The 22,078-nt window shown below is 37.5% G+C and carries 20 protein-coding genes; 2 read left to right on the top strand and 18 right to left on the bottom strand.

The genetic code is table 11. The annotated features are described in order from the left end of the window. Nucleotides 1-9: 9 nt before the first annotated feature. Nucleotides 10-252, bottom strand: a complete 243-nt coding sequence (locus ACQKN4_RS10650; protein WP_427483637.1) for a hypothetical protein — start codon at nucleotides 250-252, stop codon at nucleotides 10-12. 384 nt (nucleotides 253-636) lie between these two features. After that, nucleotides 637-2,331 carry a methyl-accepting chemotaxis protein gene (locus tag ACQKN4_RS10645; protein ID WP_079561928.1) on the bottom strand — a complete coding sequence of 565 codons (1,695 nt, stop codon included), beginning with the start codon at nucleotides 2,329-2,331 and terminating at the stop codon, nucleotides 637-639. Nucleotides 2,332-2,742: 411 nt separating this feature from the next. Here ACQKN4_RS10645 and ACQKN4_RS10640 point away from each other — a divergent pair, with 411 nt between their 5' ends. Then, nucleotides 2,743-3,303 (top strand): AAA family ATPase, encoded by a 561-nt coding sequence (locus tag ACQKN4_RS10640; protein WP_079561929.1) that lies wholly within the window; start codon nucleotides 2,743-2,745, stop codon nucleotides 3,301-3,303. Nucleotides 3,304-3,376: 73 nt separating this feature from the next. Here the strand turns inward: ACQKN4_RS10640 and ACQKN4_RS10635 are convergent, their stop codons facing one another. The 13 genes from ACQKN4_RS10635 to ACQKN4_RS10575 form a co-directional block, all read right to left on the bottom strand. After that, nucleotides 3,377-4,234, bottom strand: a complete 858-nt coding sequence (locus tag ACQKN4_RS10635) for an MBL fold metallo-hydrolase (RefSeq protein ID WP_427483636.1) — start codon at nucleotides 4,232-4,234, stop codon at nucleotides 3,377-3,379. A gap of 4 nt (nucleotides 4,235-4,238) precedes the next feature. Further along, nucleotides 4,239-4,688: a MarR family winged helix-turn-helix transcriptional regulator gene (locus ACQKN4_RS10630; RefSeq protein WP_427483635.1), complete on the bottom strand. Its 450-nt coding sequence runs from the start codon at nucleotides 4,686-4,688 to the stop codon at nucleotides 4,239-4,241. 494 nt (nucleotides 4,689-5,182) lie between these two features. Continuing rightward, nucleotides 5,183-5,644 (bottom strand): DUF2975 domain-containing protein, encoded by a 462-nt coding sequence (locus ACQKN4_RS10625; protein WP_427483634.1) that lies wholly within the window; start codon nucleotides 5,642-5,644, stop codon nucleotides 5,183-5,185. 186 nt (nucleotides 5,645-5,830) lie between these two features. Next, the gene (locus ACQKN4_RS10620) at nucleotides 5,831-6,196 is read right to left on the bottom strand and encodes a hypothetical protein (RefSeq protein ID WP_427483633.1); all 366 of its coding nucleotides are present in this window, start codon (nucleotides 6,194-6,196) and stop codon (nucleotides 5,831-5,833) included. A gap of 212 nt (nucleotides 6,197-6,408) precedes the next feature. After that, on the bottom strand, nucleotides 6,409-7,875 hold the full coding sequence (locus ACQKN4_RS10615) for a class I adenylate-forming enzyme family protein (RefSeq protein WP_427483632.1): 1,467 nt from the start codon (nucleotides 7,873-7,875) through the stop codon (nucleotides 6,409-6,411). Nucleotides 7,876-7,891: 16 nt separating this feature from the next. Further along, nucleotides 7,892-8,623, bottom strand: a complete 732-nt coding sequence (gene fabG / locus ACQKN4_RS10610; RefSeq protein ID WP_079561935.1) for a 3-oxoacyl-ACP reductase FabG — start codon at nucleotides 8,621-8,623, stop codon at nucleotides 7,892-7,894. Further along, complete coding sequence (locus ACQKN4_RS10605; RefSeq protein WP_427483631.1) at nucleotides 8,607-9,518, bottom strand: alpha/beta fold hydrolase; 912 nt, start codon at nucleotides 9,516-9,518, stop codon at nucleotides 8,607-8,609. The genes fabG and ACQKN4_RS10605 overlap by 17 nt, the downstream gene beginning before the upstream one ends. 12 nt (nucleotides 9,519-9,530) lie before the next feature. Further along, nucleotides 9,531-10,535, bottom strand: coding sequence for a 3-oxoacyl-ACP synthase (locus ACQKN4_RS10600; RefSeq protein WP_427483630.1), 1,005 nt, complete (start codon nucleotides 10,533-10,535; stop codon nucleotides 9,531-9,533). Continuing rightward, nucleotides 10,532-11,551: a branched-chain amino acid ABC transporter permease gene (locus tag ACQKN4_RS10595; protein ID WP_427483629.1), complete on the bottom strand. Its 1,020-nt coding sequence runs from the start codon at nucleotides 11,549-11,551 to the stop codon at nucleotides 10,532-10,534. The genes ACQKN4_RS10600 and ACQKN4_RS10595 overlap by 4 nt, the downstream gene beginning before the upstream one ends. Continuing rightward, nucleotides 11,548-12,420, bottom strand: coding sequence for a branched-chain amino acid ABC transporter permease (locus ACQKN4_RS10590; RefSeq protein ID WP_427483628.1), 873 nt, complete (start codon nucleotides 12,418-12,420; stop codon nucleotides 11,548-11,550). Before ACQKN4_RS10590 ends, ACQKN4_RS10595 begins: the two co-directional genes overlap by 4 nt. A 14-nt stretch (nucleotides 12,421-12,434) precedes the next feature. Next, on the bottom strand, nucleotides 12,435-13,142 hold the full coding sequence (locus ACQKN4_RS10585; protein ID WP_079561940.1) for an ABC transporter ATP-binding protein: 708 nt from the start codon (nucleotides 13,140-13,142) through the stop codon (nucleotides 12,435-12,437). After that, nucleotides 13,117-13,893 carry an ABC transporter ATP-binding protein gene (locus ACQKN4_RS10580; protein WP_427483627.1) on the bottom strand — a complete coding sequence of 259 codons (777 nt, stop codon included), beginning with the start codon at nucleotides 13,891-13,893 and terminating at the stop codon, nucleotides 13,117-13,119. Before ACQKN4_RS10580 ends, ACQKN4_RS10585 begins: the two co-directional genes overlap by 26 nt. Before the next feature lie 99 nt (nucleotides 13,894-13,992). After that, nucleotides 13,993-15,231, bottom strand: a complete 1,239-nt coding sequence (locus ACQKN4_RS10575; protein WP_427483626.1) for a substrate-binding domain-containing protein — start codon at nucleotides 15,229-15,231, stop codon at nucleotides 13,993-13,995. A gap of 369 nt (nucleotides 15,232-15,600) precedes the next feature. Between ACQKN4_RS10575 and ACQKN4_RS10570 the strand changes: the two genes are divergently transcribed. Next, nucleotides 15,601-16,590, top strand: a complete 990-nt coding sequence (locus ACQKN4_RS10570) for an aldo/keto reductase family protein (protein ID WP_427483625.1) — start codon at nucleotides 15,601-15,603, stop codon at nucleotides 16,588-16,590. A gap of 36 nt (nucleotides 16,591-16,626) precedes the next feature. On the opposite strand, the gene ACQKN4_RS10565 is transcribed toward ACQKN4_RS10570, so the two are convergent. The 3 genes from ACQKN4_RS10565 to ACQKN4_RS10555 all read right to left on the bottom strand — a co-directional run bounded on the left by ACQKN4_RS10565 (nucleotide 16,627) and on the right by ACQKN4_RS10555 (nucleotide 21,954). After that, nucleotides 16,627-17,526 (bottom strand): LysR substrate-binding domain-containing protein, encoded by a 900-nt coding sequence (locus ACQKN4_RS10565; RefSeq protein WP_427483624.1) that lies wholly within the window; start codon nucleotides 17,524-17,526, stop codon nucleotides 16,627-16,629. A 212-nt stretch (nucleotides 17,527-17,738) separates the two neighbouring features. After that, on the bottom strand, nucleotides 17,739-18,557 hold the full coding sequence (locus ACQKN4_RS10560) for an alpha/beta fold hydrolase (RefSeq protein ID WP_427483623.1): 819 nt from the start codon (nucleotides 18,555-18,557) through the stop codon (nucleotides 17,739-17,741). 205 nt (nucleotides 18,558-18,762) lie between these two features. Further along, nucleotides 18,763-21,954: a BTAD domain-containing putative transcriptional regulator gene (locus ACQKN4_RS10555; RefSeq protein ID WP_427483622.1), complete on the bottom strand. Its 3,192-nt coding sequence runs from the start codon at nucleotides 21,952-21,954 to the stop codon at nucleotides 18,763-18,765. Nucleotides 21,955-22,078: the final 124 nt, after the last annotated feature.

The raw sequence follows: 22,078 nt of genomic DNA, 5'->3' as shown, positions 1-22,078 counted from the left end.
TTCATGGTTTTAGTTTTCATCAATGCTGAAAGAAGTTAAAGGTTTTTCTGGTCGGTTATAGCAATATTTGCAATTAGGATCACTACATTTTGATTCAGTCCAACTATTACATTTAGGGCAAAAATAAGCATCAAAATCATCGTAATATACTAGATTAAACTTGCATTTAGAACAATATTTATCTTTTTCAATTTGACCATAAAATTCAAAGTTGTCTATTATAACTTTTCCATACTTTTCTACTATTTTCATATACATACTCCTATAAAAATATTTATGTATCAAATAACTATTTTAACATATATCATCCACTAAATTTTGAATACTCACAATTTTTCAACTAATATATCCTTCATCGTTAATTGAATAGCAAGAATCTTTTAGAAAACAGGCTATATCTTTTTTACATAGGCGTTTAAGAAATAGGCTTGAATGTACTTTTAATAATTAATATGAATTACCGCAATATTAGATTGATGAACGAACAAATTGTTGTAGTATATAGTGCAATCTGTGATAAAAAAGAGGATAGATAGAGCCAATTTATTTAAGCTCTTCTATCCTTTTAATAAAATTTGAGAAAAACTGTTCCCATTTGTGTACTTCAAATTGCTAGGATTAGCGTTTATCAACTCTTTAATATTGGAATTTCTTTATTAAGCTTTGAAGCTCGTCTGCCTGCTGTGCCATTTCTTTTGCTGAAGAAGCCATATTATCTATGAAGGCTAGTTGCTCCTCTGCTGTTATCGTAACGTGTTCCGTACTTTCAGTTGCCTTGGTTGCAATGCGTGCCATTGCTTCTGTTGAGGCAGTAACTTCTTCAACACTTGCAGACATTTGTTCCGTTACAGCGGAGATGTCATGCAACTGTGTACTTACTCCCTTAATCGACTGCATGATCTTGTGGAAGGCCAGTTTTGTATCATCGACAACATCCATACCTGCGGCAGCTTCCTTCGAGTTACTAGAAATAGCCGTAATAACATTAGTCGTATCACTTTGAATTGAATGAATAAGCGATGCTATTTGATCAGCAGATTTCTTTGATTGTTCTGCCAATTTACGAACTTCATCTGCAACGACAGCAAATCCTTTTCCTTGCTCCCCGGCACGAGCCGCTTCGATGGCTGCGTTTAAGGCAAGCAAATTCGTTTGATCAGCGATGCTTGTAATCACATCAACGATATTGCCAATTTGTTGCGACTGATCACCTAAAATTCGGACCTGCGCCTCTACATGGTCAGATGATTTGTTGATAATTGTCATTTGATTCAATACACGATTCAAAGAATCATTTCCTTGAGCAGCCTCGTCACTCATTAAATCAGCAGCATCTGAAACCGTTGAAGCAGTTTCAGCAACTTGTTGGATGCCAATCGCCATTTCCTGCATGGCCGTTAAGCTATCACTTGTGCTATGTAATGTAGTTCTTGAACCATCGGCTAAATCTTGTAGTGTTGAAGTTAGTTGTCTCGTCATGTCAGCGGTTTGCTGTGATTTAGATGTTAAGCCATCAGACGATACATCAACTTGTTTAGAGGATTGTGCTATTTGTTGCATGACTACCTTTAAGCTTGTCAGCATTTTATTAAACGATTGTGCAAGCTCACCTGCTTCATCCTTGGAATTAATTTGTAGCTGTTTTGTTAAATCTCCCTCTCCATCCGCAATATCTCGAAGTTGAGCATTCATTTCACGAAGCGGCTTCACAAATGCTCTCGTAAACAGGAAGCTACCTAATATAGCAATGACAGCTCCGATGAACAATACAATGAGAAGCTTGCCGATAAATGCAAAAATAATAGCATTCACTTCATCGATTGTTTCACCGACAAACCACATCCCAATGATGTCTCCATTTGCATCTTTAATAGGTGCATAGAGTGTTAAATATTTCGTTCCTACTACATCTGCCTCACCAATAAAGGTTTCCCCTTTAGTCATAACATTTTCAACGACTTTTGGATCAGCATCTTTGCCAACTAAACGTTCGCCATTTAGCTTTAGATTAGTAATAAGTCCTTTGGAGCCCTGGAAAATGGTTACACCACCATCGATGCTTTCGCCAACCTCATCAACAAAGGCTTCCTGATCAACTATTTTTGAATCCCCTTTGTAAAGTTCCCCATCTTTTATAGCCCAATCGCCCTTAAATCGTTCTTCTAGAAGCGCATAGCCGACCTTTGAAATATGGGTTACACTCTGCTCAAAATTATTAAGCATAATTTCCTTCACTTGTATATGGGATACAAATCCAATCATAATGCTTAAAAACAGAATAACGCCCACTAAAAGCAAATTAAATTTCGTACTAATTTTAAAAGCGCGCAAATAATTCGTCTCTCCTTTCTCATATTAATTAGGAATATTATGTATAAAATGTGAACCATTTTTATTAAACATGATTCTATCAATAGTTTCAATACATTATCAATAAATTAACAATATTAATATAAATGAGTTGTTGGTGAGCAGTAGCTAAGGGAAATACAATGAATTCACAACGTGTGGTTAATTTCCGTTCCGACTGGGCACTTTGCCGCTGACGCTTCGCTTTCGCGCAGAGCAAAGCTTCCTGGGGGCGTCCGAGGAGTCGCCAGTCTCCACTCCGATAAACTTATCCGCATAACATATGCTTTAACATAATGTCACCACCATCTCTCGCTGGTGAACTAATATCCTTCGTTTTTATGGTGTAATTTGAAATTTATGCTAATATATTTTTTAAAAGGGAGGGAGTTTATGAAACTTGTTTTAATATTTGGTCCTCAAGCAGTAGGAAAAATGACTGTTGGACAGGAATTAGCTAAAATAACGGATTTGAAACTTTTTCATAACCATATGACGATTGATTTGGTTAGTCATTTTTTTGGTTATGGTACAACAGAAGGAAAAAGATTGGTTAATTTGTTTCGTCAGGAAATATTTGAAGAGGTATCCAAAAGTAATTTGTATGGCTTAATTTTTACTTATGTCTGGGCTTTTGATATGCAGGAGGATTGGGATTATGTCGACGATCTTGCAAAGCTTTTTGAATCAAGAGGGGGTACTGTTTATTTTGTAGAGCTTGAAGCTGATGTAGTAGAAAGATTGGAAAGAAATAAAAGCGGTAATCGACTTGAGCATAAACCTTCAAAGAGAGATATTGAATGGTCCGAAAAAGATTTGAAAAGCTCGATGGAAAAATACAGACTAAATTCCTTAGAGGGCGAATTAAAATATCCAAATTATCTCAAGATCAACAACACAAACTTGAGTGCTGAAGAAGTTGCTATGTGCATAAAGGAAACATTTCATTTATAGAATTGAAAAACGCCTGGATCTCCAAGCGTTTTTCGGTTCTAAAATAGAACTACATACCACTTACAACTTTATTTTAATCAACTGATAATCCGTAAATAAAACAATATACTATTTCTTCTTCTAACTGACTTAATTTACGATTTAGTTGAGTAGATAGTTCATTAACTAAATTCGAATGGTTTCTTTGATGTTTTTCTGTTAAATCACAAATTAACTTCAACAACATTATATACCCCATAAAATCCTCTTTAGATAATGGGGGCTCATGCGAAAGCACATAAATTTCGGCATCAAACATTTCAATGTTTTCTAAGAGATGTCTAACATTTTCAATTTTATATTGTGGTTGTTGTGTGTAAATACTTGGATACAAGCAGTCCCCTAAGAAAAGTACCTTTTCTTCCTCTGCATAAATAATTGATGAGTCATCGGAATGATCTCCACCCACATATTTGACTACACACCGAATACCACCTAATTCAATCTCATATTTATCTTTAAAAGTAATATTAGGTAATTTGATGGTAATATTTCTGTCTACTCCAAATTCTTTTTTAATCATGTCAGAACAAAACTGATTCTCTAGGCCTATTTCGACACGTTTATCTAAAGCTTCATCTGACCAATCATATTCCATCATTTTTTCAAGGTGCATCTTTGTGTTTTCATGTGCTATGGTTAATAGATTCATCTGATTTGTTCCAAAGCTATGATCCCAATGCCAATGCGTTAATACTACAGAATGATAATTAGCAATTTGACTTTGATTTAGTTCATCAAGAAATAACTTAGTATGTTTATCAGAATTTCCTGCGTCAACAATTAAGGTTTGGTGATCCCCACAAATGGCAGACAGTATTGGTCGATCAGTTTCAGAATTATGCGGTAAATAATGTATACGATTTGTTAGTTGTTTCAAATTTTTCTCCATTATCTTAACTCCCTTTGTTTTCATTAGTTCCGACAATTTTATTTAATGTATCAAGAACATTTTTTAACTCTGTTAAGCTAACTTTCGAATAATATTTTTCTACAAGCATGGCGTCAATTTTATTTAGAAGTTGATGAAACTCTTGTCCTCTATCCCCAAGATAAATAAAGGTCTCTCTACGGTTTATTGCATTCTCTTGACGATAGATCATTTTCATTTCTTCGAGCTTTGAAATTACTTGGCTAACCGCACTTTTTGAAATACCAAAATGATTTGCAATATCATTCGCAATTACAGGCTCATTGCGAATGATATAAAACATAATAATTTCTTGTTGTGGAGTTAAGTGAAAGTTCTCTAATTCCTCAACCTCTTTGGATTCTTGTAAAACTAACAACTTGAACTGCTCAAACTTTTGATTGATTTGGTCTATCATTATTAAATAATCGTCCAAGATTTATCAGCCCCAATTTACTTTTAGTTAAGTTTAGTTTACTTAACTAAAAGTGGATTGTCAATTATTGTATGGAATTATTAAAGATGGCAAGCCTTCTTTATTTTTGGCTATTTTCTCAAAGATTGTTACTAATAACACATTACACTGGTAAGTACCTTCTTTAATGTAAGGGAAATCATTTACGCCTACAGAAAGACTTAAACTGTCTATTACTATTTTTAGTCGGTCCGTCAGAACCTTTAGCAGTAAACTCTGGTACATATACCTGGAATCTGTACAGTTAGTTCAATAAAGCAAAAAGAGCTGCATATGCAACTCTTTGATCTTTAATAAACGCCCCGTTAAATGAAGAAGAAAATAAAATTTTACTAAAGAATCATATTTACTTACGATATAATTCTACACCCTCGTTTCTAGTGCATTTTTTATAATAGCTATTTGAAAAACTAAAGGGCAAGAAAATGACCACTACATTAAGTTCTCGGAGTGGATTAATTAGATAATTTCATTTGATTTTTTATAAGTATATTTTTTATAAAGGCTGCTCCTGCCGCCACCATTATTGTCACGATAAGTATACCAAATCCCATTACCGCTATTACTGGTGGTAACGCATTTGCATTACCAAGTACAAAGATACCTAAGACATACAAAACAATAATGACAAATGCACAATATTTTATATGATTTAACCCTTTAACAATGCGAATTGAAAAGATAGATTTACACTCAATGACTTGAATCATTTTCACTGTTTCGTAAATTGCATAAAAAAACGGCAGCGCTGTCGCATACATTCCAAATAAAATCGGATATCTTAGATATGCAACTTCTGGGTGTATTAGTACGGTTTCCTGCGCTACCCTCGGTAAAACCAACACACATAATAACAAAATGATAATACCTATTAAAATAATGACTGAACTTAAAATAGCGGAATTAATTTTTTGCATATTGTCCCCCCTTAATTTTTCATGGTTATCATTATAACGTCACAAAATTAAGAAAGTTTCTAAAATTATTATACATATCTGTTGGTTAAAAAATTTTTGGATGGCAACAATCTATAAGAAAATTGGCTTATTTTTTCACAGTCACGGCTCACTAACAGCTCATTTATATTAAAAATAGTAAAGTTGTTAGTTTGTTAAAAGTGCATCAATCGCTTGAACAGCTAGTTCCAACGCTTTAATCCTTCTTTCTAAAAGCGTTCTTTGGGGACTACCAACCTTTGACTTCATATATACACTCTCAATTGATGGTAATAAACCAACGAGAACATTGCGCGCTACGGCTAAATCTTCCTGGGTATAATAATGGGGACTTTGATTCCAAACATTTTCTAGCATCGCTAATCCAATGCAAACAGCTTTGAGTCGTTTCTTTACTAAAGTAGTATTTGCACCTTTCTCGGTCATCTGAGACAAGGCATTTTCGAGTTTGCTGATTGTCGATTGTAAAGATTTTATTGATTCCAATTTTTCTACATTTGTTACGTTTTCCATAGTAGAACTGCCCTCGCTTCGTTACTGAAAATCGTTAAAAATCTGATTTCACTCGCAATATTTTATCATAATTACACAGGGGATTCTCAACATTCTTGCCCAATTGAATCGCTCTTCTATCCGTTTATCCCAATCTTTAATGGACTACTCCGAATTGAGAATTAAGGATACAATAAAAGCAAAAAAACGCCTGAATTTCCAAGCGTTTTTCGTTATTTCGCAGCCTTCGCATACATTTGTAATGCTTTTTTATCAATTTTTCCGACACTTGTTTTTGGCAATTCATCAATGACGATTATCTTTCTAGGGATTTTATAGCGACCTAAATGCTTGTTACAAATTTCTTTGATTTTCTCTAATATAGTTTCATCCTGATCCTGACAAACGATAAAGGCCACTACGATTTCTCCCCAATACTCATCAGCTATTCCAATGACCGCTACCTCTTGCACTAGTTGATGGCGCAAAATACATTGCTCGACTTCTTGTGGATACACATTTTCCCCGCCAGAAATTATCATCTCTTTACTGCGACCGACAATATAAAAGTCACCATCCTCATCCATCATGGCTAAATCACCAGTTTTCAACCAACCTTCATGCATGATTTTTTCAGTCTCCTGCTGATTATTCCAGTAAAAAAGAAACATATGCTTACCTCTGACGAATAGCTCTCCCACTTCGTTGGGCGCACAGCTTTCTCCGGCACTATTGATAATTTTTGCTTCATTGAATTGCATACTCTTCCCGACGGCCCCTTTTTTCAAACAGGCTGCCTCTCGAGAAATATAAAAATTATTGGGCCCCGCTTCTGTTAAGCCATAGCCCTCTTTAAAAAATAGCCCCTTTTTAATAAATGCATCATAGATTGGATACGGACATGGTGCGCCTCCTGATAAAAATACGTTCATTGACGGGAAGCAATTCTCCTTAAAGTAGTCCGTTGCAATCATCGCTTGATACATTGTTGGCACAAAAAGTGAAATCGTAGTCTTATACTGATTAATTGCCTGAAGAGCGTTTTCTGCCTCAAATTTATCACCAATCACCACTGTACCGCCAGCCATTAAAAGCGGTATACATAAGGCATTTAAACCACCTGTATGAAACAACGGCATATAATTTAACGTACAATCACGATCATTTAAACCCCAGCTAATAATTGTATTAATTGCATTCCAATTCACAGAATTAAAGGATAGGACAACACCTTTTGCCTTGCCAGTTGTGCCCCCAGTGTAAATCATAAGCCAAGGGTCATTCAGGTCTACCTCTCGAATGCTGAGAGTAGCCGATTCACTCGCTAAACGCAGAGAATGCATATTTTCTAAAGATACTGGGCAATTCATTTCTTCATCGTAAAGCAGTAAAGAAGGCGTAGCATCCGTCAAAATATCATGTAATTCCTTTGCACTCAATCGCCAATTCAATGGTACGTAGATTAGTCCTCTTAATCCACAGGCGAATAAGACAGCAAAAAGCTGGATGTGGTTTTTCGCAAATACAGCAACACGACTTCCGGCCCGCAAGTTTTGGCGCTCAAAAAAATGACACCATTTTGTGATTTCCTCTGTTAATTGCTGATAAGTCCACTGCTCCTGTGTTTCGAGGTTTACCAATGCGATACTTTTAGATGTTAACGATGTACGTTTTAAAATCCAGGATTGCTCTACAAACATTTTGAAAGCCTCCTTATCACATCATAATTGCTCCATCTACATGAAGCGTGTGACCGTGGACATAGGAAGCCTCATCAGATGCTAAAAATAAATAGGCATTGGCAATATCTCTAGGTGTTCCTAATCTTTGCAATGGCACGACGGAACGCATTTGTGCTAGCACATTTTCTGGCATTTTTTTCACCATATCAGTTTCTGTAAAGCCAGGAGCCACCGCATTAACGTTGATCCCCTTGCGCCCTAATTCCTTCGCCCAAGTTTTCGTCATGCCGACAATAGCAGCCTTTGTTGCAGCGTAATTCGTTTGACCGACATTGCCATAAACACCGCTAACAGAGGATGTATTAATAATTTTGCCCCCTCCGGCAGCAATCATATGTGGAATGACCTCTTGCGTACAATTGAACACTCCAGTCAAATTCACATCTAGTACTTGATGAAACTGATCTTCCGTCATTTTTGTTAGCATCGCATCACGTGTAATACCCGCGTTGTTCACTAAAATATCGACCCGGCCCGTTTGCTCTATAACTGTTGCTACTAAGTTTTTGACGCTCTCTCTATCTGCAACGTCTACTTGCACAAATAATGCTTGATCCCCTAAATGTTTGGCAGCTGAAACACCTGCATCCTCATTAAAATCTGCAATGACAACGAATGCACCCTCTTCAATAAACCGTTCAGCAGCAGCATAGCCAATTCCATTCGCGGCTCCCGTAATTATGGCAACTTTATTGTTTAAACGCATACTTTTTTCCTCCTATTTCTAAAAACGCTTCAATTTCAGATGTCAGCTGTGGTAAATCATCTATTAATGGGGAATGACCGCAGTTTTTTAAACTAACGAATTGTGCATTTTCACCTAAATCGAGCATTATTTCCTCATTCATTCCTTCTGTTATTACGTAATCACGATCCCCTCTTAACACTAAAACTGGAATCGTAATTTGTTGTACTTCATGTGTGCCTTTTGAGACATCATGATCAACAGCACTTATATTGAAGACATTTAAGGCATGATAAACTTCCGCTAAATTTCGTTGTGTCAGCATATCCTCCACATATGTTTGATAGTGTTCTGGGCTAGGCTGTTTATGTGTGTAAATAAGTGCGTTCCAGACCGACTGTAAGCCATGCACATTTTTCGAATCATAGAAGCCTTGTACTAATTTTGTTTTAGATGTGTCGACGAGTACTTCCTCATAGGTAAAAGCTCTTTTTAATGCAGCTTGATTACCAGTACCTAAATCTGTGTAAAATGGATAGCCTCTCGTAGATGCCGAGGCTAGTAAAATAAGCTGCTGACAATAGCCTGGATACTGTGCGACAAACTGCATACAAACAGCTCCGCCCGTTGACCAACCAATCATGTCAAACTGCTGCAATTGAATCGCATCCACAAAAAGCTTCACATCATCACTAAAATCTTTAATCGCGGAAATTGGTTTATGATAAGATGAACTACCAAAGCCCCGTAAATCCAGCGCATAAATAGTATATTTTTCATCCAACGCGTCAATTAGAACGTCCCAATGTTTGGATGATGTCATATTACCGTGAATCAATAATAAAACACGTTCTCCCCCTTGACGTTTGCGATACGCAATCGTTTCTCCATTTGATAGCTCAATAGTTTTTAACATTGCATTTCCCCCTTATCCCCATCGAATCGTAATCGCTCCCCATACGTAGCCAATCCCAGCACTAACAAGTGTGACGATGTCGCCATCATGAATACGGCCTTCTTCTAACGCTAGCTGCAATGATAATATTTGATCAATCTGTCCGATATGACCATACTCTTGCAAGTAGATGGATTGCTCTTGCTCTAAGCCGAGTTCACATAAAATATAATTATGAGCAGATCTTTTCATGTGAAGCATCGCTAAATAACCAACATCGCCCTCATTGAATCCACTTTTCGCTAAAGATGTTCGAATTACCTTCAAAAAATTGCTTAAAGATTTTTGCTCTAAACGTTCCTTCATTCCAATTGGGTCAATCACTTCGAGCTGATACAATTTATTTTCTAAATCAGAAGGCGTCAAAGGCTTTTTTGTACCACCGACAGGCACGACTACATCCTCTGAGAAAGAGCCGTCCGTCATAATATCCGCCTCTAATAATTGATTTTTGTCATAGTTTTTCTGTAAAAGAATTGCGCCTCCACCAGCTGCTAAATTGTACATAAAGCGTGTACGAGGATTGCTGTAGTCGATAAAATCAACGTTTCGATAGCCACCAGCTAGGAGTACGGTATGAATGGAATCATCCGACGCCATTAAGCTTTTCGCTAACTTTAGTGCCATAATAGTTGTGCCGCATCTTAATTGCACATCAAATGCCCAAGCATTTACGGCCCCTAGCTCCTCCTGCATTTTTATCGAGGCAGTCCACAAAGGATACTCTTTATGCTCCTCTCCCATATACATCACAACATCAATGTCCTTCGGGTCGATATTAGCCTTGCGTATAGCGTCCTGCGCGGCCCATATTCCCATTTGAACCGTATGATCGTGCTCACCTGGAATAGGCTTTTCATAAATACCCATTTTTTGTCGAATAACATCCTCTGGTATATTGGAAAGCGTCGCAATTTCTTTTGACGTCATTTTCGTCTGCGGAATATAGATTCCTGTACTTACAATCCCTACAGTCATTCAAATCGCTCCTTTTCTTGCGACAGGGCAACCGATGATTGATTTATTCCTTTTCGCTTTAATCGCCATTTCCAAAACGTCATGCGCAAGGATCCAATAATTCCTTTTGGGAAAAAGATAACTGCTAAAATATAAAGGATCCCAAAGAAGATAATCCAACGTTCAAATATTGGATAATCACGAGCTAACCCTGAAAGCGCATGCTGTGCATATTCGATAACAGCCGATCCTAATAATGGTCCAACTAATGTGCCAACACCGCCAATAATCGTCATTAATAATGCATCTAACGTTATGTCCATTGTCATCACACTCGTATTGACAAAACGGAGGGAGATAGCATATAAGGAGCCTGCTAAGCTCGCAACAGTACCTGCGACAATTGAAGCAATCACTTTATAGTACAAAGTGTTGTAGCCTAGTGATTTTGTTCGTTGTTCATTTTCCCGAACAGCAATTAAAATTCGACCAGTTGGCGAGTTCACAAAGCGATATAGCGCAATAAAAATAACGACTAAGCATGCGAGCACGAAGAAATAAAACGTCATTCGATCTCTAAATATTTCAGGTGCTCTAAACGTAAAGCCATCATTTCCGTATGTAACAGAACGCCATTTTTCTGCCACAACTAAAAATAGTCCTGAAAAAGCTAATGTCAGCATCGCAAAGAAATGACTTTTTAATCGAAGTGTCAGTAATCCTACTAAAAAGCTAATGAAGCCTGCTAGTAACATGCCGACTACAATCGATAAGAAAAATGTTGAGAGTGTTGGCTCCATCTGTTTCAGCATGACAGCGGTTGTGTATGCACCTAAACCAAAAAACATTGCGTGCCCGAATGACACAATTCCTGTATAGCCAAGGAGAATGTCATAGCTCATCGCTAAAATACCGAAAATAAAGATTTGCGTTAATAAAATCATGAGCGTCCTTGAGTCATTGACGAAAGGGAGAAGCACTAAAATAGCTAACATGAGGAAAAAACATAGATGCTGCAATGGAAGCTTCATTTTCATGTTGATCTCTCCTTTCTCATAGCAAATAAGCCTTGTGGACGGAAAATTAATACAATAGCCATTAAAATCATATTGACCGCAAGCGATAACACTGGCACATAATAAGCCATAAAGCTGCCTGCTAAACCTACTAATATAGCTGCTAATAGCGAGCCTGAAAAACTGCCCATTCCTCCGATTACGACAACGATAAAACCTAATATCGCATACTCCATGCCCATTTCTGCATAGATGACGCCTGAATACGGAGCCATTAACATACCACTAAGAGCTGCAAGTGCTGCACCAACCATAAACACATATAAAAACACTCGCTTAATATGAATACCAAGCGCCTGTGCCATCTCTTTATCCTGTACACCAGCTCGAACGACGAGGCCGACCTTCGTCTTTTTTAGCATGTATTGGAAAATACCGAAAATGATAAAACCGACAACAATAATAAATAATCGATATTTAATAATAATTACGTCTCCAATTTCCCAGCTGCCTGCTAAGTAACTCGGCGTTTTCACGGCCACACCATTTGGACCAAAAACAACTTTAATCATCTCCTGCAGCACGAGCATTAGCCCTAATGTAATTAAAATTTGCTGAATATGATTGCCGTACACAGGTGTTATTATTAATTTTTCAGTAATGAGTCCTAATAAAGCTCCCGTTACGATGGCACCTACAATTCCAATAAGAAAGCTCTCTGTGAACATATACGTAAAGATCCCCGTATAAGCCCCCCAAACAAATAAACCCCCATGTGCAAAGTTCAAAACGTCCATTAATCCAAAAATTAACGTCAGACCAGCCGCCAGCAAAAAGATTAACATGCCAGTTGCAAGGCCATTAATGACTAAATTGACAAGTAGCTCCAATAAAGTACACCCCCTTATCCGATTCCAAGATATTTTCGTTTTAATTCTTCATGATGGATAAGATCTTGCATTTTCCCTGAGTGAACGGTTCTACCATCATCAATCAATGTATACGTATCGCCAATTCGGCTCGCCATCATAAAGTTTTGCTCGACAAGAACGATGGACGTTTGCTTTTTCATTTCAACAATGGCCTCCATTACTTTCTCTACTACAATGGGCGCTAATCCTTTCGAAGGCTCATCAATCAATATCAACTTACTATCATTGATAAATGCCCGTGCCATAGACAGCATTTGTTTTTGACCACCTGAAAGATGCCCACCAGCCTTCTTCCAAAATTTCTTTAAGTCTGGAAACAGCTCCAGTACATAATTTTGCCGCTCTAAAGTAGCTGTATCTTCTTTACGCATGGCTACTTTCATATTTTCCTCTACGGTTAAATCTGCAAAGATTCCTTGGTTTTCAGGAACATAGCCTATTCCTAACTTCGCTACTTTATAAGTCGGGCTTTTCTTAATAGAAATTGAGTTAAATTCTACCTCTCCCTTTGAGGCAGGTGTTAACCCCATAATCGTTTTTAAAGTGGTCGTTTTGCCTGCTCCATTTCTACCGAGCAGTACACTTACTTGCCCTTCCATTGCCTCAAAATTGACCCCCTGCAAAATATGATATTGCCCGATATATGTGTGGACATCATTTAATTTCAGTAACGTGTTCATCGTACAGACCTCCTAAATATGCGTTTTGTACGGTTTCGTTTTTCATAATGTCCTCTGGTGTTCCATCTGCAAGAAGCTGGCCATTAAATAGCACCATAATCGAATCCGACAAATCTAGAATCATATCCATCTTGTGCTCAATGAGGAGAATGGTTTTATCACCTTGATTTTTAATCGTGCGAATCACTTCTAAAATCGTCGGCACCTCCTCTAAAGACATGCCTGCCGTTGGTTCATCTAGTAAAAGAATTTCTGTATCAAGTGCTAACAGCATCGCAATCTCAAGCTTTCTCTTTTCCCCATGAGATAGCATTGTCGTGAGGGCATCTCTTTTATTGTCAAGTAAAACAAGTGTTAATAGCTCTTCCGCTTTTTCTGTAATCGCCTTATAGCTTTTATAATGGCGAAATAGTTGGAAACGAACTTTCTCCTTGGATTGCACAGCCAGACGGACATTTTCTAATACTGTCAGGTTCGGGAACACATTCGTAATTTGAAAAGATCGCCCTAGGCCCATGCGTGTTCTTTCAATTGCTGATTTTTGCGCAAGTGATTGCCCCTTAAAATAGACATCCCCGGCAGTCGGCTTTAACTCTCCACTTATTAAATTAAAGAAGGTTGTTTTCCCAGCTCCATTTGGTCCAATAATTGACTTCAAATGCTTTTCCGGCATATTAAAATTCACATGATCGACAGCTATGTGTCCGCCAAAACGAATGGTTAAGTTTTCTGTTCGCAAAATGGGTTCCATCGTATTCTCCTTTCTAGTACTTCTAACTCTCTTCACCCATTCTCATATGAAAGTGGGTGAAGAGAGACAGAATAATAACGCTTTCTGTCTCCAATTTCATTAATTCAAAACCGGAGGGGCTGTTTCTTCAGGGCTAAGCTCACGAACTAGCACTGGTACCGGATAATCTACACCATCCTGCTTTTCTAAACGGATCGAATACATCGACTGTAATGCTTGATGATCTTCTTTCCGGAAAGTCATCGTACCCTTTGGTGTTTCAAATGACATCCCTTCCATAATGCCAATCAGTTTTTCCGCATCTGTATCACCCTCTGATTTTTTCAAAGCATCTACAATCGAGATGGCTGCAGACATGCCTCCTGGCGTAAATAAATCTGGAACGTCATTGAAGCGTTTTTTATGTTCCTCGACTAACCATTTATTTACATCATTTTGTGGTAACGTGTGATAATAAACAGAGAACCCTTCCATACCAATTAATGGATTCATAAATTTCAATGCAATAATATCTGGTGCACCCGTAGAAATTTTAATGCCTTTTTCTTGAATTTTTAAATCGGCAATTTGATTCCACGGCGAGTTTGCACCAGCCCATACAACAAATAAATAATCTGGTTTTGCATCAATTACTTTTTGCAAATTGGACGTAAAATCAGTCGCAGCCGGATCTGCATATTCCTCTAAAACAATTTCTGCACCTAGCTTTTCCGCAGCCGTCTTAAAGGCTTTAACCCCATCCAAGCCAAAAGAATAATCCGGCGCAAACGTTGCAATCTTAACACCTTTTCCCGCAATCGCTGCCGCTGCAGCATAAGCATCTTGAGAGGAATTTCGGCCTGTACGGAAAATATATTTATTAAATTCTGAGCCCGTAATACTATCCGCTACCGCTGGCTCCACCACCATAATCTTTTCGTACTCTTCCGCAAGTGGTAAAACGGCAAGCGTATCACCTGAGCTAGAAGAACCTACTAAAAAATCAACCTTGTCATCTTCTAATAGCTTCGTCGCTTTTTGAACTGCAACCTCAGGCTTTGTTTCTGTATCTTCATAAACAATTTCTATTTTCTTACCATTAACCTCCATCGTGCCGCCAGTCGCATATTCAATTCCTAAATCAAAGCCATTCTTTGTTTGTTTCCCATACGATTCAAGAGCACCCGTTAATGACGCAAGCACGCCGATTTTAATAGTGCCCCCTTCCTCCGTAGTTCCTTTTGTGTCATCCTCTGAAGCCTTGTCGCCGGTTGAACTATCCTTCGTCTCATCCGAATTACAAGCCACCATCAACATCGTCAACGTCAATAAAAGCACAAATAACCAATGCTTTTTCATCCCATATCCCCTTTCATAATGAACTAAAAAGAAAGCGCTTTCGTTGCTGTGTAAACACTATATAAAACTCCAGTTACAAATTAGTTACAAGATAGTGTGGTTTTTTCGGGGATGAGGGGTTTATCGAAACAGTTTTGAGATTTATCGAGAATTTTTGATTGTTTATCGACCAACTTTATCAATTTATCACCCAACTTTTGAAAAATATCGATATCTAACTTCAAAAGTGTGATGTGCCACTTTTTCTGCAACAACAGCAAAGCAGTTTTATTATATAAATTTCATATTAATTCATTAGTAATAATATATTACCCATATTGAAAACTGGTTTTTATAATGAAGATAGCACTTTCAAAAGGAGGGACTAGAATGGAGTTTAGTAAACTTGGCAATAGCGGATTAACAATAAGCAAGATAGCATACGGAAACTGGATAAATCATGGGGGTAAAGTAGATGAGGATACTGCAAAAGAGTGTGTTAAAGCAGCACTAGATGTCGGTATAACTACATTCGATACTGCTGATGTTTATTCAGAAACTAAAGCTGAAGAAGTACTCGGCAGGTCTTTACAAAGTATACGCCGGGAGAGCATTGAACTATGTACAAAGGTGTGCCATCCGACTGGGAATGGGCAAAACGATAAAGGTTTATCACGAAAACATATTCTAGAAAATTGTAATGCATCTTTGCGTCGATTACAAACTGACTATATAGATGTCTATTATGCACACAGATTTGATCCAACTACTCCTCTTGAAGAAACGATGTTAGCTTTCGCGGATCTTGTAAGACAAGGTAAAGTGCTTTATATCGGTGTAAGTGAGTGGACAGCAGAACAAATCACCCGTGGTGCAGCACTTGCACGGGAATTGAATATTCCGTTCATTGCAAGCCAACCCCAGTATTCAATGTTGTGGAGAGTTATCGAAAGCGATATTATACCAACCTGTCAACGTGAAGGACTTGGGCAAGTAGTATGGTCGCCTTTAGCACAAGGTGTTCTCACTGGAAAATATCTACCCCAAAAACCAGTACCAGCCCAGTCGCGTGCTAATTCTTCGGCTGGCAAACCATTCTTTAATAAGCTTGCACAACGTTGGATGAACGACAATGTACTCACTGCTATTCAGAAGCTTAAACCCATCGCACAAGAGATTGATCTTACCCTCGCTCAACTTGCAGTAGCTTGGGTACTACAAAACCAGAACGTTCCCTCAGCGATTATCGGTGCCTCGAGCCCAGAACAGGTCAGAGAGAACGCGCTCGCTTCTGGTGTCAAACTAGACATTGAAATTATGAATCAGATTGACAAAGTATTAGAAGGTTTCGTTGAGTACGATCCGAGTAAAACAGGTTAATAATATTTTATTACCCATCCCCTTTAGGATGGGCTTTTATTTTTGGTGATTAAATTGCAAAATCGAATACATCTCTCTTACAACTGTTAAGAAATGATTTACTACTGCAGATTTTTCATCTTCTCTCCAACCAACATACAAATTTACCTTTGGTGTAGTCTCTTGGATTTTTTTATAGATAACCCCAGGATGTTTATAACTTTCCACCGACGATGGAACGACAGAAACTCCCATTCCGGTTGCCACTAAATTAACAATCGTTTGCATTTGAATTGCTTCTTGAACAACATTTAAGCTTACACCATGATCCCAAAAGTAGCTAATAATTAAATCATAAAAACTTGGACCCATATGACGTGGAAACAAAATAAATGGTTCATCCATCAACAATCGGAGTGGTATTTCGGGCAATGAGGCGAAAGGATGATCTTGATGTAAAACCAATCTTAAAGATTCTTCTGAACAAACTTCAGAAGAGAGTATTCCGTTGTTCTGTTTAGAACGAATAAATCCAATATGAATTTGTTTCTCATAAAGTGCTTTTAATTGCTGCTCTGTTGTCATTTCACGTAATATAAGATGGATTTTAGGAAAGCGTTCTCGAAATTTATTAAGAACTTCTATAACAATTTCTGTGGAATCGACAAAACCAATAATTAAGCTCCCTATTTTCCCTTCAGCCGCGAGTTGTGTTTCTTTTATAGTTCTTTCTAACTGAAGCAGTGTTTGTTGAGATCCTTCTAAAAATATCTTCCCAGCATCCGTAAGCTCTACCATTCTTTTCGTTCGATGAAAAAGTTGAACTCCCAATTCTTCTTCTAATTTACGAATTTCTTGGCTTAAAGGAGGTTGCGCCATCCTAAGACGTTCTGCCGCACGACTAAAATTCAATTCTTCTGCCACCATTATGAAATATCGCATTTTCCTAATATCCATTTGCAACTATCCCTTCTACTAAATTCGATTACTTTAATGCTAATGCTTCTTCTATATTCATTACGCAAATATAATTCGTTCGATGGGAAATTCACCTATATGGAAAAGAAGTGAAAAAATTGGACAGAAAGAACCCTTTGAAAATATTGAGTAAGTGAGTTAATCGATAGATTCTAAAGATCTCATTCTGTCTCTTTCTCACAAAATGTATTTCAATTGTAAATATCCTCTACCCTATCTACCCATTCATGCATAAGGCTATTAAACAAATCCGCTTGTTCAATTTGCAAATTATGCCCAGCCTTATCTAAAATTGTGAAAGTTGCTCTTGGGAATTTATCTAAAATCGTAAAAGCGTCCTTATAGCCAACCATGGAATCCTGTTTGCCCAACAAAAATAAGCACGGTTTATCAAATGAAATTTCATCTACAGGAAATGAAAAACGATAGCCTTTTTGGATTTTTTCTAAAAATTCCACATCTGCGTTTCTTTGGCCTGCTAACACTTCATTTGTATAGCGATGACAATTGTATTCATTTAAAACAACAAGATGTGAACTAAAATCCTCTAGTTCCTCTTTCGTTATTGTCGATAAAAATTCTTTATCTGCCGAGACAATACTTTGTTCTGGGACTGTTCGACCTTCTTTATCAGGAATAATCAACGGACAAATAAAAGCAGCCCCTAAAATTTGGTCTTGATACTCCCTCATTATTCCTCTCACTAAATATCCACCATAAGATTCTCCTACCAATAAATACCGTTCGTTTGGTAGTAATGCGTGTATTAGCTCTACAACGGCCTCTAGCATTTCATCTGAGTCATTGATCTTTTCATAGTCTGTCGTCTTGCCCATTCCTGGAAGGTCAATATAAATTCGTTTCCAGCCTTCCCTTTCGGCAAAAACAGGCTCCATACAGCCTTTCATTAATCTATGATCTGGCGAATAGCCATGAAGCATTACGATTGGTGTTCCGGTTCCAATCACTTCATAGTAAATATTCGCTTTACTTACCTTACAAAATGACATAGTAGTACCTCCAATTATTATAAAAATTATTGATTAATGCATATAAATGTTCATCAAAAGTTGTTATGTTTTTTCCTTGTAGGAGCTAGTTGATTTTCGTTCCGACTGGGAAACTCCTCGGACGCCCCTAGCAAAGCGCCCAGTCGAAACGGAAATCACCTCCATGTCATAGATGCCCCAAAAATAACCAATTACATCATATACACTAGCCGATTATCAAATCATAAACAACCATCGTCGATTCCATCGGTGTTGTATTTAGTTCCCTTTTTAATTGCTGCACACATTTTTCATACCATTTTAATGCAAGGGAGCGGTTTTGTAATTGATAGTAACTATACATTAACAAGCGATAGCCTTCTTCCCATAATGCATCCTCACGAATCATTCTTTCTGCATAAAAAATAGCTTGCTTATAGTTTTGCTGCCTCGTCGCATTTTGTGCTAACCTTTCCAGTACTTCAATATACAAAGATTGAAGTTTTTCTCGATCCTGTATAAGCCAATCTAACTGCTTTTTTTCAGCATAAAGTGTATCCATATAGCTTGTTTCAGCTAGATACAACCATTCGTTTGACAATTGTGGATCGAACTCCTCCATCCCTAATTCATAAAAATAGAGAAAGCGCTCGACATCAATTTGCAGAAATTGAGTATGCTGCAATTGATACATATTATTTTTACGCTGAATGAAAAAGCTATCTTGACGCGCATTTCTATTAGGCTCAAGAACCTTTAATAACGTATTCAAAACAACTTTAAAATCTCGATCGAGTGAATCAACATTTCGCTCTGGCCATAACGCCTGTGCGATCTCTTCCTTTGGCGTAAAACGATTGCGATGACAATATAAATAGACAAAAAGCTCCTTCGATTTATCGCGCTGCCATTCTTTATCCTCAAGCTTTCGATGATTTCTTGTTAAATTTAAACTTCCTAAAAAATTCACCTGCATTTCCTCATCAGGATAGATGATATTGTTCTCAACCTGAAAATAGCTACGCATCGTTAAAATAGCGGCATTTTCCCCTTCGGACTTTCTACTAAATTGTAAAAGCTCATAAAAGATCATCCCATTCGCTGGACCGAGAATGGTTTTTCTTTGTAAAAAGTAGTCATAGCCATTTGCGATGCATAACTGGGCAAACTGCTGAAAATAATGATTGAATGGTTGCGGTTTATTTTCTTTGAAAGCAATGACAGATTGAAAGAATAGTACATGCATTACACCATTTTGATCACCACAATTGTGAAATAATCGCTGTGCCTTCATTAATAATTGTCCGGCTCGTTCATATTCATGTTGAGAAAGAATGATTTTCACTTCAGCAATTAATATTAGAGCGGTCATCCACGCGTCTTGTACTTGCTCTGTTTCCTGTAAGCCGAGTGCTATATATTTTTTAGCTGAGATAATATCTCCTTGCGCATGTTTGACAATTGCTAGTCCCATGTAAGGTTCGGCTTTTACGCGAGAAATATTAATAGTATTCATTAATGTAAGAGCTTTCTCATAAGCTTGGCAGGCTCCTTGATAATCAGGAAAATCCACTAATAGGTAAGCATGTGCTTTGCGAATATAGCCAACAGCCTCTATAAAAACCGATTTTTCACGTAGTCCCCTACGAATCCCATGTTGAGCGGCATACCATGCATCCTTCCCCAGCCCTAAAAGCGCATAGACAAATGATGCTAGTAGCTCACTCTCTCTATGTGTCGCGACAAGCTGTGGTGGTAATTCCAATCTCTTCGTCAGTAATTCCTTCGCTTCTAATAGCTGTCCTGTTCTTAACAATATTCGAACATCGACATTTGCTCTTTGTAGCACGTCCTCCGTTAAAGCAACCTCATCGGTAAATACTTGTGCGCCTTTCGCCTTCCCTAGATTCACAAGATTTTCTGCATACTGACGTTGTAATTCGAGAAGTTCCTCTTTGTTTAACGGCGTATGATTCGCTAACTCTAAAGCCTTCTTTAAATGTGGCTCTGCCAATGCCGGCTGAATTGTATCGAGATAAATATGTGCTAAACCTGCCTGCGCTTTTGTCATAAACAGATAATCGTTATTACTTTTTGCGATGTTTGCACAATTTTCATACGACTGCTTTGCTTTTTCATAGTAAGCACGATAGCGGTGGCACTCACCTTCAAAATAATACAATTTATAATATTCGGACTTTTCATTAGCTGTAAATCTGTTTATCTTTTCTAATAACCACTCAAATTGCCCAGCACGGACTAGACTTTCAGCATGATTTTGTAATAGCTCTCCACAAAAATCCTGATCATTCGTTTTAAATGCGTGATGAAGAACGGCTTGAATATTGTTTTGCATTACATAATACAATGCTGCTTGTTTATGCAATGTAATATACTGTGAAGCATTTTGTTGTGGCCACTTTGCCTCTAAAAATCGACTAAACAAGGCATGAAAACGATACAAACCATCCTTCGTGATAGGTTGAATAAATAAATGTCGCTGGACAAACAGTTTTAACACTTGTGCAATTTCCGTACTATAAAATTGCGATATTAACTCCTCTGAGAAAGTGGGGAAAATCGCCAGCTTTAATAATACCTCTTGCTCAAATGCAGACATCTTAAGATAAACTTCCTCCGATAAATAGGTGAAAAGATCATTTGTAGAAATATTTAGCCAATGAGCTAATGTCTCATCGTTCCATTGCTCGGCTAATAAAGAAATACTAATTGCCCAGCCCTCTGTAATTTCCACAACCTTCGCTATTTCAACCTCTGTTAAATGCACCTCTGCATAATCCTCGAAAAAAACAGCGATCTCCTCTGAGGAAAATGCTAATTCTTTTTCTGCAATTACAAGTAATTTCTTTTGTAGTTTTAATCTCCTCGTAATATCCCAATTCGGCATCGTTCTAGAGGCAATGATAAAGTGAACATTCGGTGGTGAAAACTCAATTATTTTTTCCATCACATAATTTATATGAAATTCATGGTCAACGAGATGGTAGTCATCGATGACAATTAATATTGCTTCTTCGATTTCACATAAACTATTGACAAACAGCTTAAACCAACGATTAAGTTCTTCAATTTTCGGAAAACGGGATAATTGATTCCAAGCATCGAATTCTTGGCCGAAGCCCGGAACAATTCTTGTGATACTAAAAAATAAATGCCTTAAAAACGGCAATATATTATCATCTTCCTCCGACACACTATACCAGGAAAATTTGCTTGATTGTGCATGTAGAAATTGTGTAAGGATTGTTGTTTTGCCATACCCAGCTCCACTATGAATAAGCGTGCAACTATGGTCTAGACTCTTATTTAATGTTCTCATTAATGTAGCTCTACTAATACAATGATTAGACGGACTCGGTGAAATACATTTTGATTGAATAATAATGTCTGTCGTCATTTAGTGATAACCTCCCCATTCAACTGGTTATGTAAGGTTACAAGTCTTCAGAGTTAAAATCTTTTATGAGTTCATCATAATATCGCGGGGCTGATCTTATGAAATCTTTACATTTATATATCAA

The organism is Lysinibacillus sp. NPDC093692 (genome assembly GCF_050280125.1).
Taxonomy (GTDB): domain Bacteria; phylum Bacillota; class Bacilli; order Bacillales_A; family Planococcaceae; genus Lysinibacillus.
Note: the sequence above shows the minus strand (reverse complement) of the source record. Positions and strands in the feature narration are given on the sequence as shown.

Excerpts from the sequence above, each read along its gene's own strand:
- ACQKN4_RS10650 (WP_427483637.1), bottom strand. The coding sequence starts at position 252 with ATGAAAATAGTAGAAAAGTATGGAAAAGTTATAATAGACAACTTTGAA.
- ACQKN4_RS10640 (WP_079561929.1), top strand. The coding sequence starts at position 2,743 with ATGAAACTTGTTTTAATATTTGGTCCTCAAGCAGTAGGAAAAATGACT.
- ACQKN4_RS10635 (WP_427483636.1), bottom strand. The coding sequence starts at position 4,234 with ATGGAGAAAAATTTGAAACAACTAACAAATCGTATACATTATTTACCG.
- ACQKN4_RS10625 (WP_427483634.1), bottom strand. The coding sequence starts at position 5,644 with ATGCAAAAAATTAATTCCGCTATTTTAAGTTCAGTCATTATTTTAATA.
- ACQKN4_RS10620 (WP_427483633.1), bottom strand. The coding sequence starts at position 6,196 with ATGGAAAACGTAACAAATGTAGAAAAATTGGAATCAATAAAATCTTTA.
- ACQKN4_RS10615 (WP_427483632.1), bottom strand. The coding sequence starts at position 7,875 with ATGTTTGTAGAGCAATCCTGGATTTTAAAACGTACATCGTTAACATCT.
- fabG (WP_079561935.1), bottom strand. The coding sequence starts at position 8,623 with ATGCGTTTAAACAATAAAGTTGCCATAATTACGGGAGCCGCGAATGGA.
- ACQKN4_RS10605 (WP_427483631.1), bottom strand. The coding sequence starts at position 9,518 with ATGTTAAAAACTATTGAGCTATCAAATGGAGAAACGATTGCGTATCGC.
- ACQKN4_RS10600 (WP_427483630.1), bottom strand. The coding sequence starts at position 10,535 with ATGACTGTAGGGATTGTAAGTACAGGAATCTATATTCCGCAGACGAAA.
- ACQKN4_RS10595 (WP_427483629.1), bottom strand. The coding sequence starts at position 11,551 with ATGAAAATGAAGCTTCCATTGCAGCATCTATGTTTTTTCCTCATGTTA.
- ACQKN4_RS10585 (WP_079561940.1), bottom strand. The coding sequence starts at position 13,142 with ATGAACACGTTACTGAAATTAAATGATGTCCACACATATATCGGGCAA.
- ACQKN4_RS10580 (WP_427483627.1), bottom strand. The coding sequence starts at position 13,893 with ATGGAACCCATTTTGCGAACAGAAAACTTAACCATTCGTTTTGGCGGA.
- ACQKN4_RS10575 (WP_427483626.1), bottom strand. The coding sequence starts at position 15,231 with ATGAAAAAGCATTGGTTATTTGTGCTTTTATTGACGTTGACGATGTTG.
- ACQKN4_RS10570 (WP_427483625.1), top strand. The coding sequence starts at position 15,601 with ATGGAGTTTAGTAAACTTGGCAATAGCGGATTAACAATAAGCAAGATA.
- ACQKN4_RS10565 (WP_427483624.1), bottom strand. The coding sequence starts at position 17,526 with ATGGATATTAGGAAAATGCGATATTTCATAATGGTGGCAGAAGAATTG.
- ACQKN4_RS10560 (WP_427483623.1), bottom strand. The coding sequence starts at position 18,557 with ATGTCATTTTGTAAGGTAAGTAAAGCGAATATTTACTATGAAGTGATT.
- ACQKN4_RS10555 (WP_427483622.1), bottom strand. The coding sequence starts at position 21,954 with ATGACGACAGACATTATTATTCAATCAAAATGTATTTCACCGAGTCCG.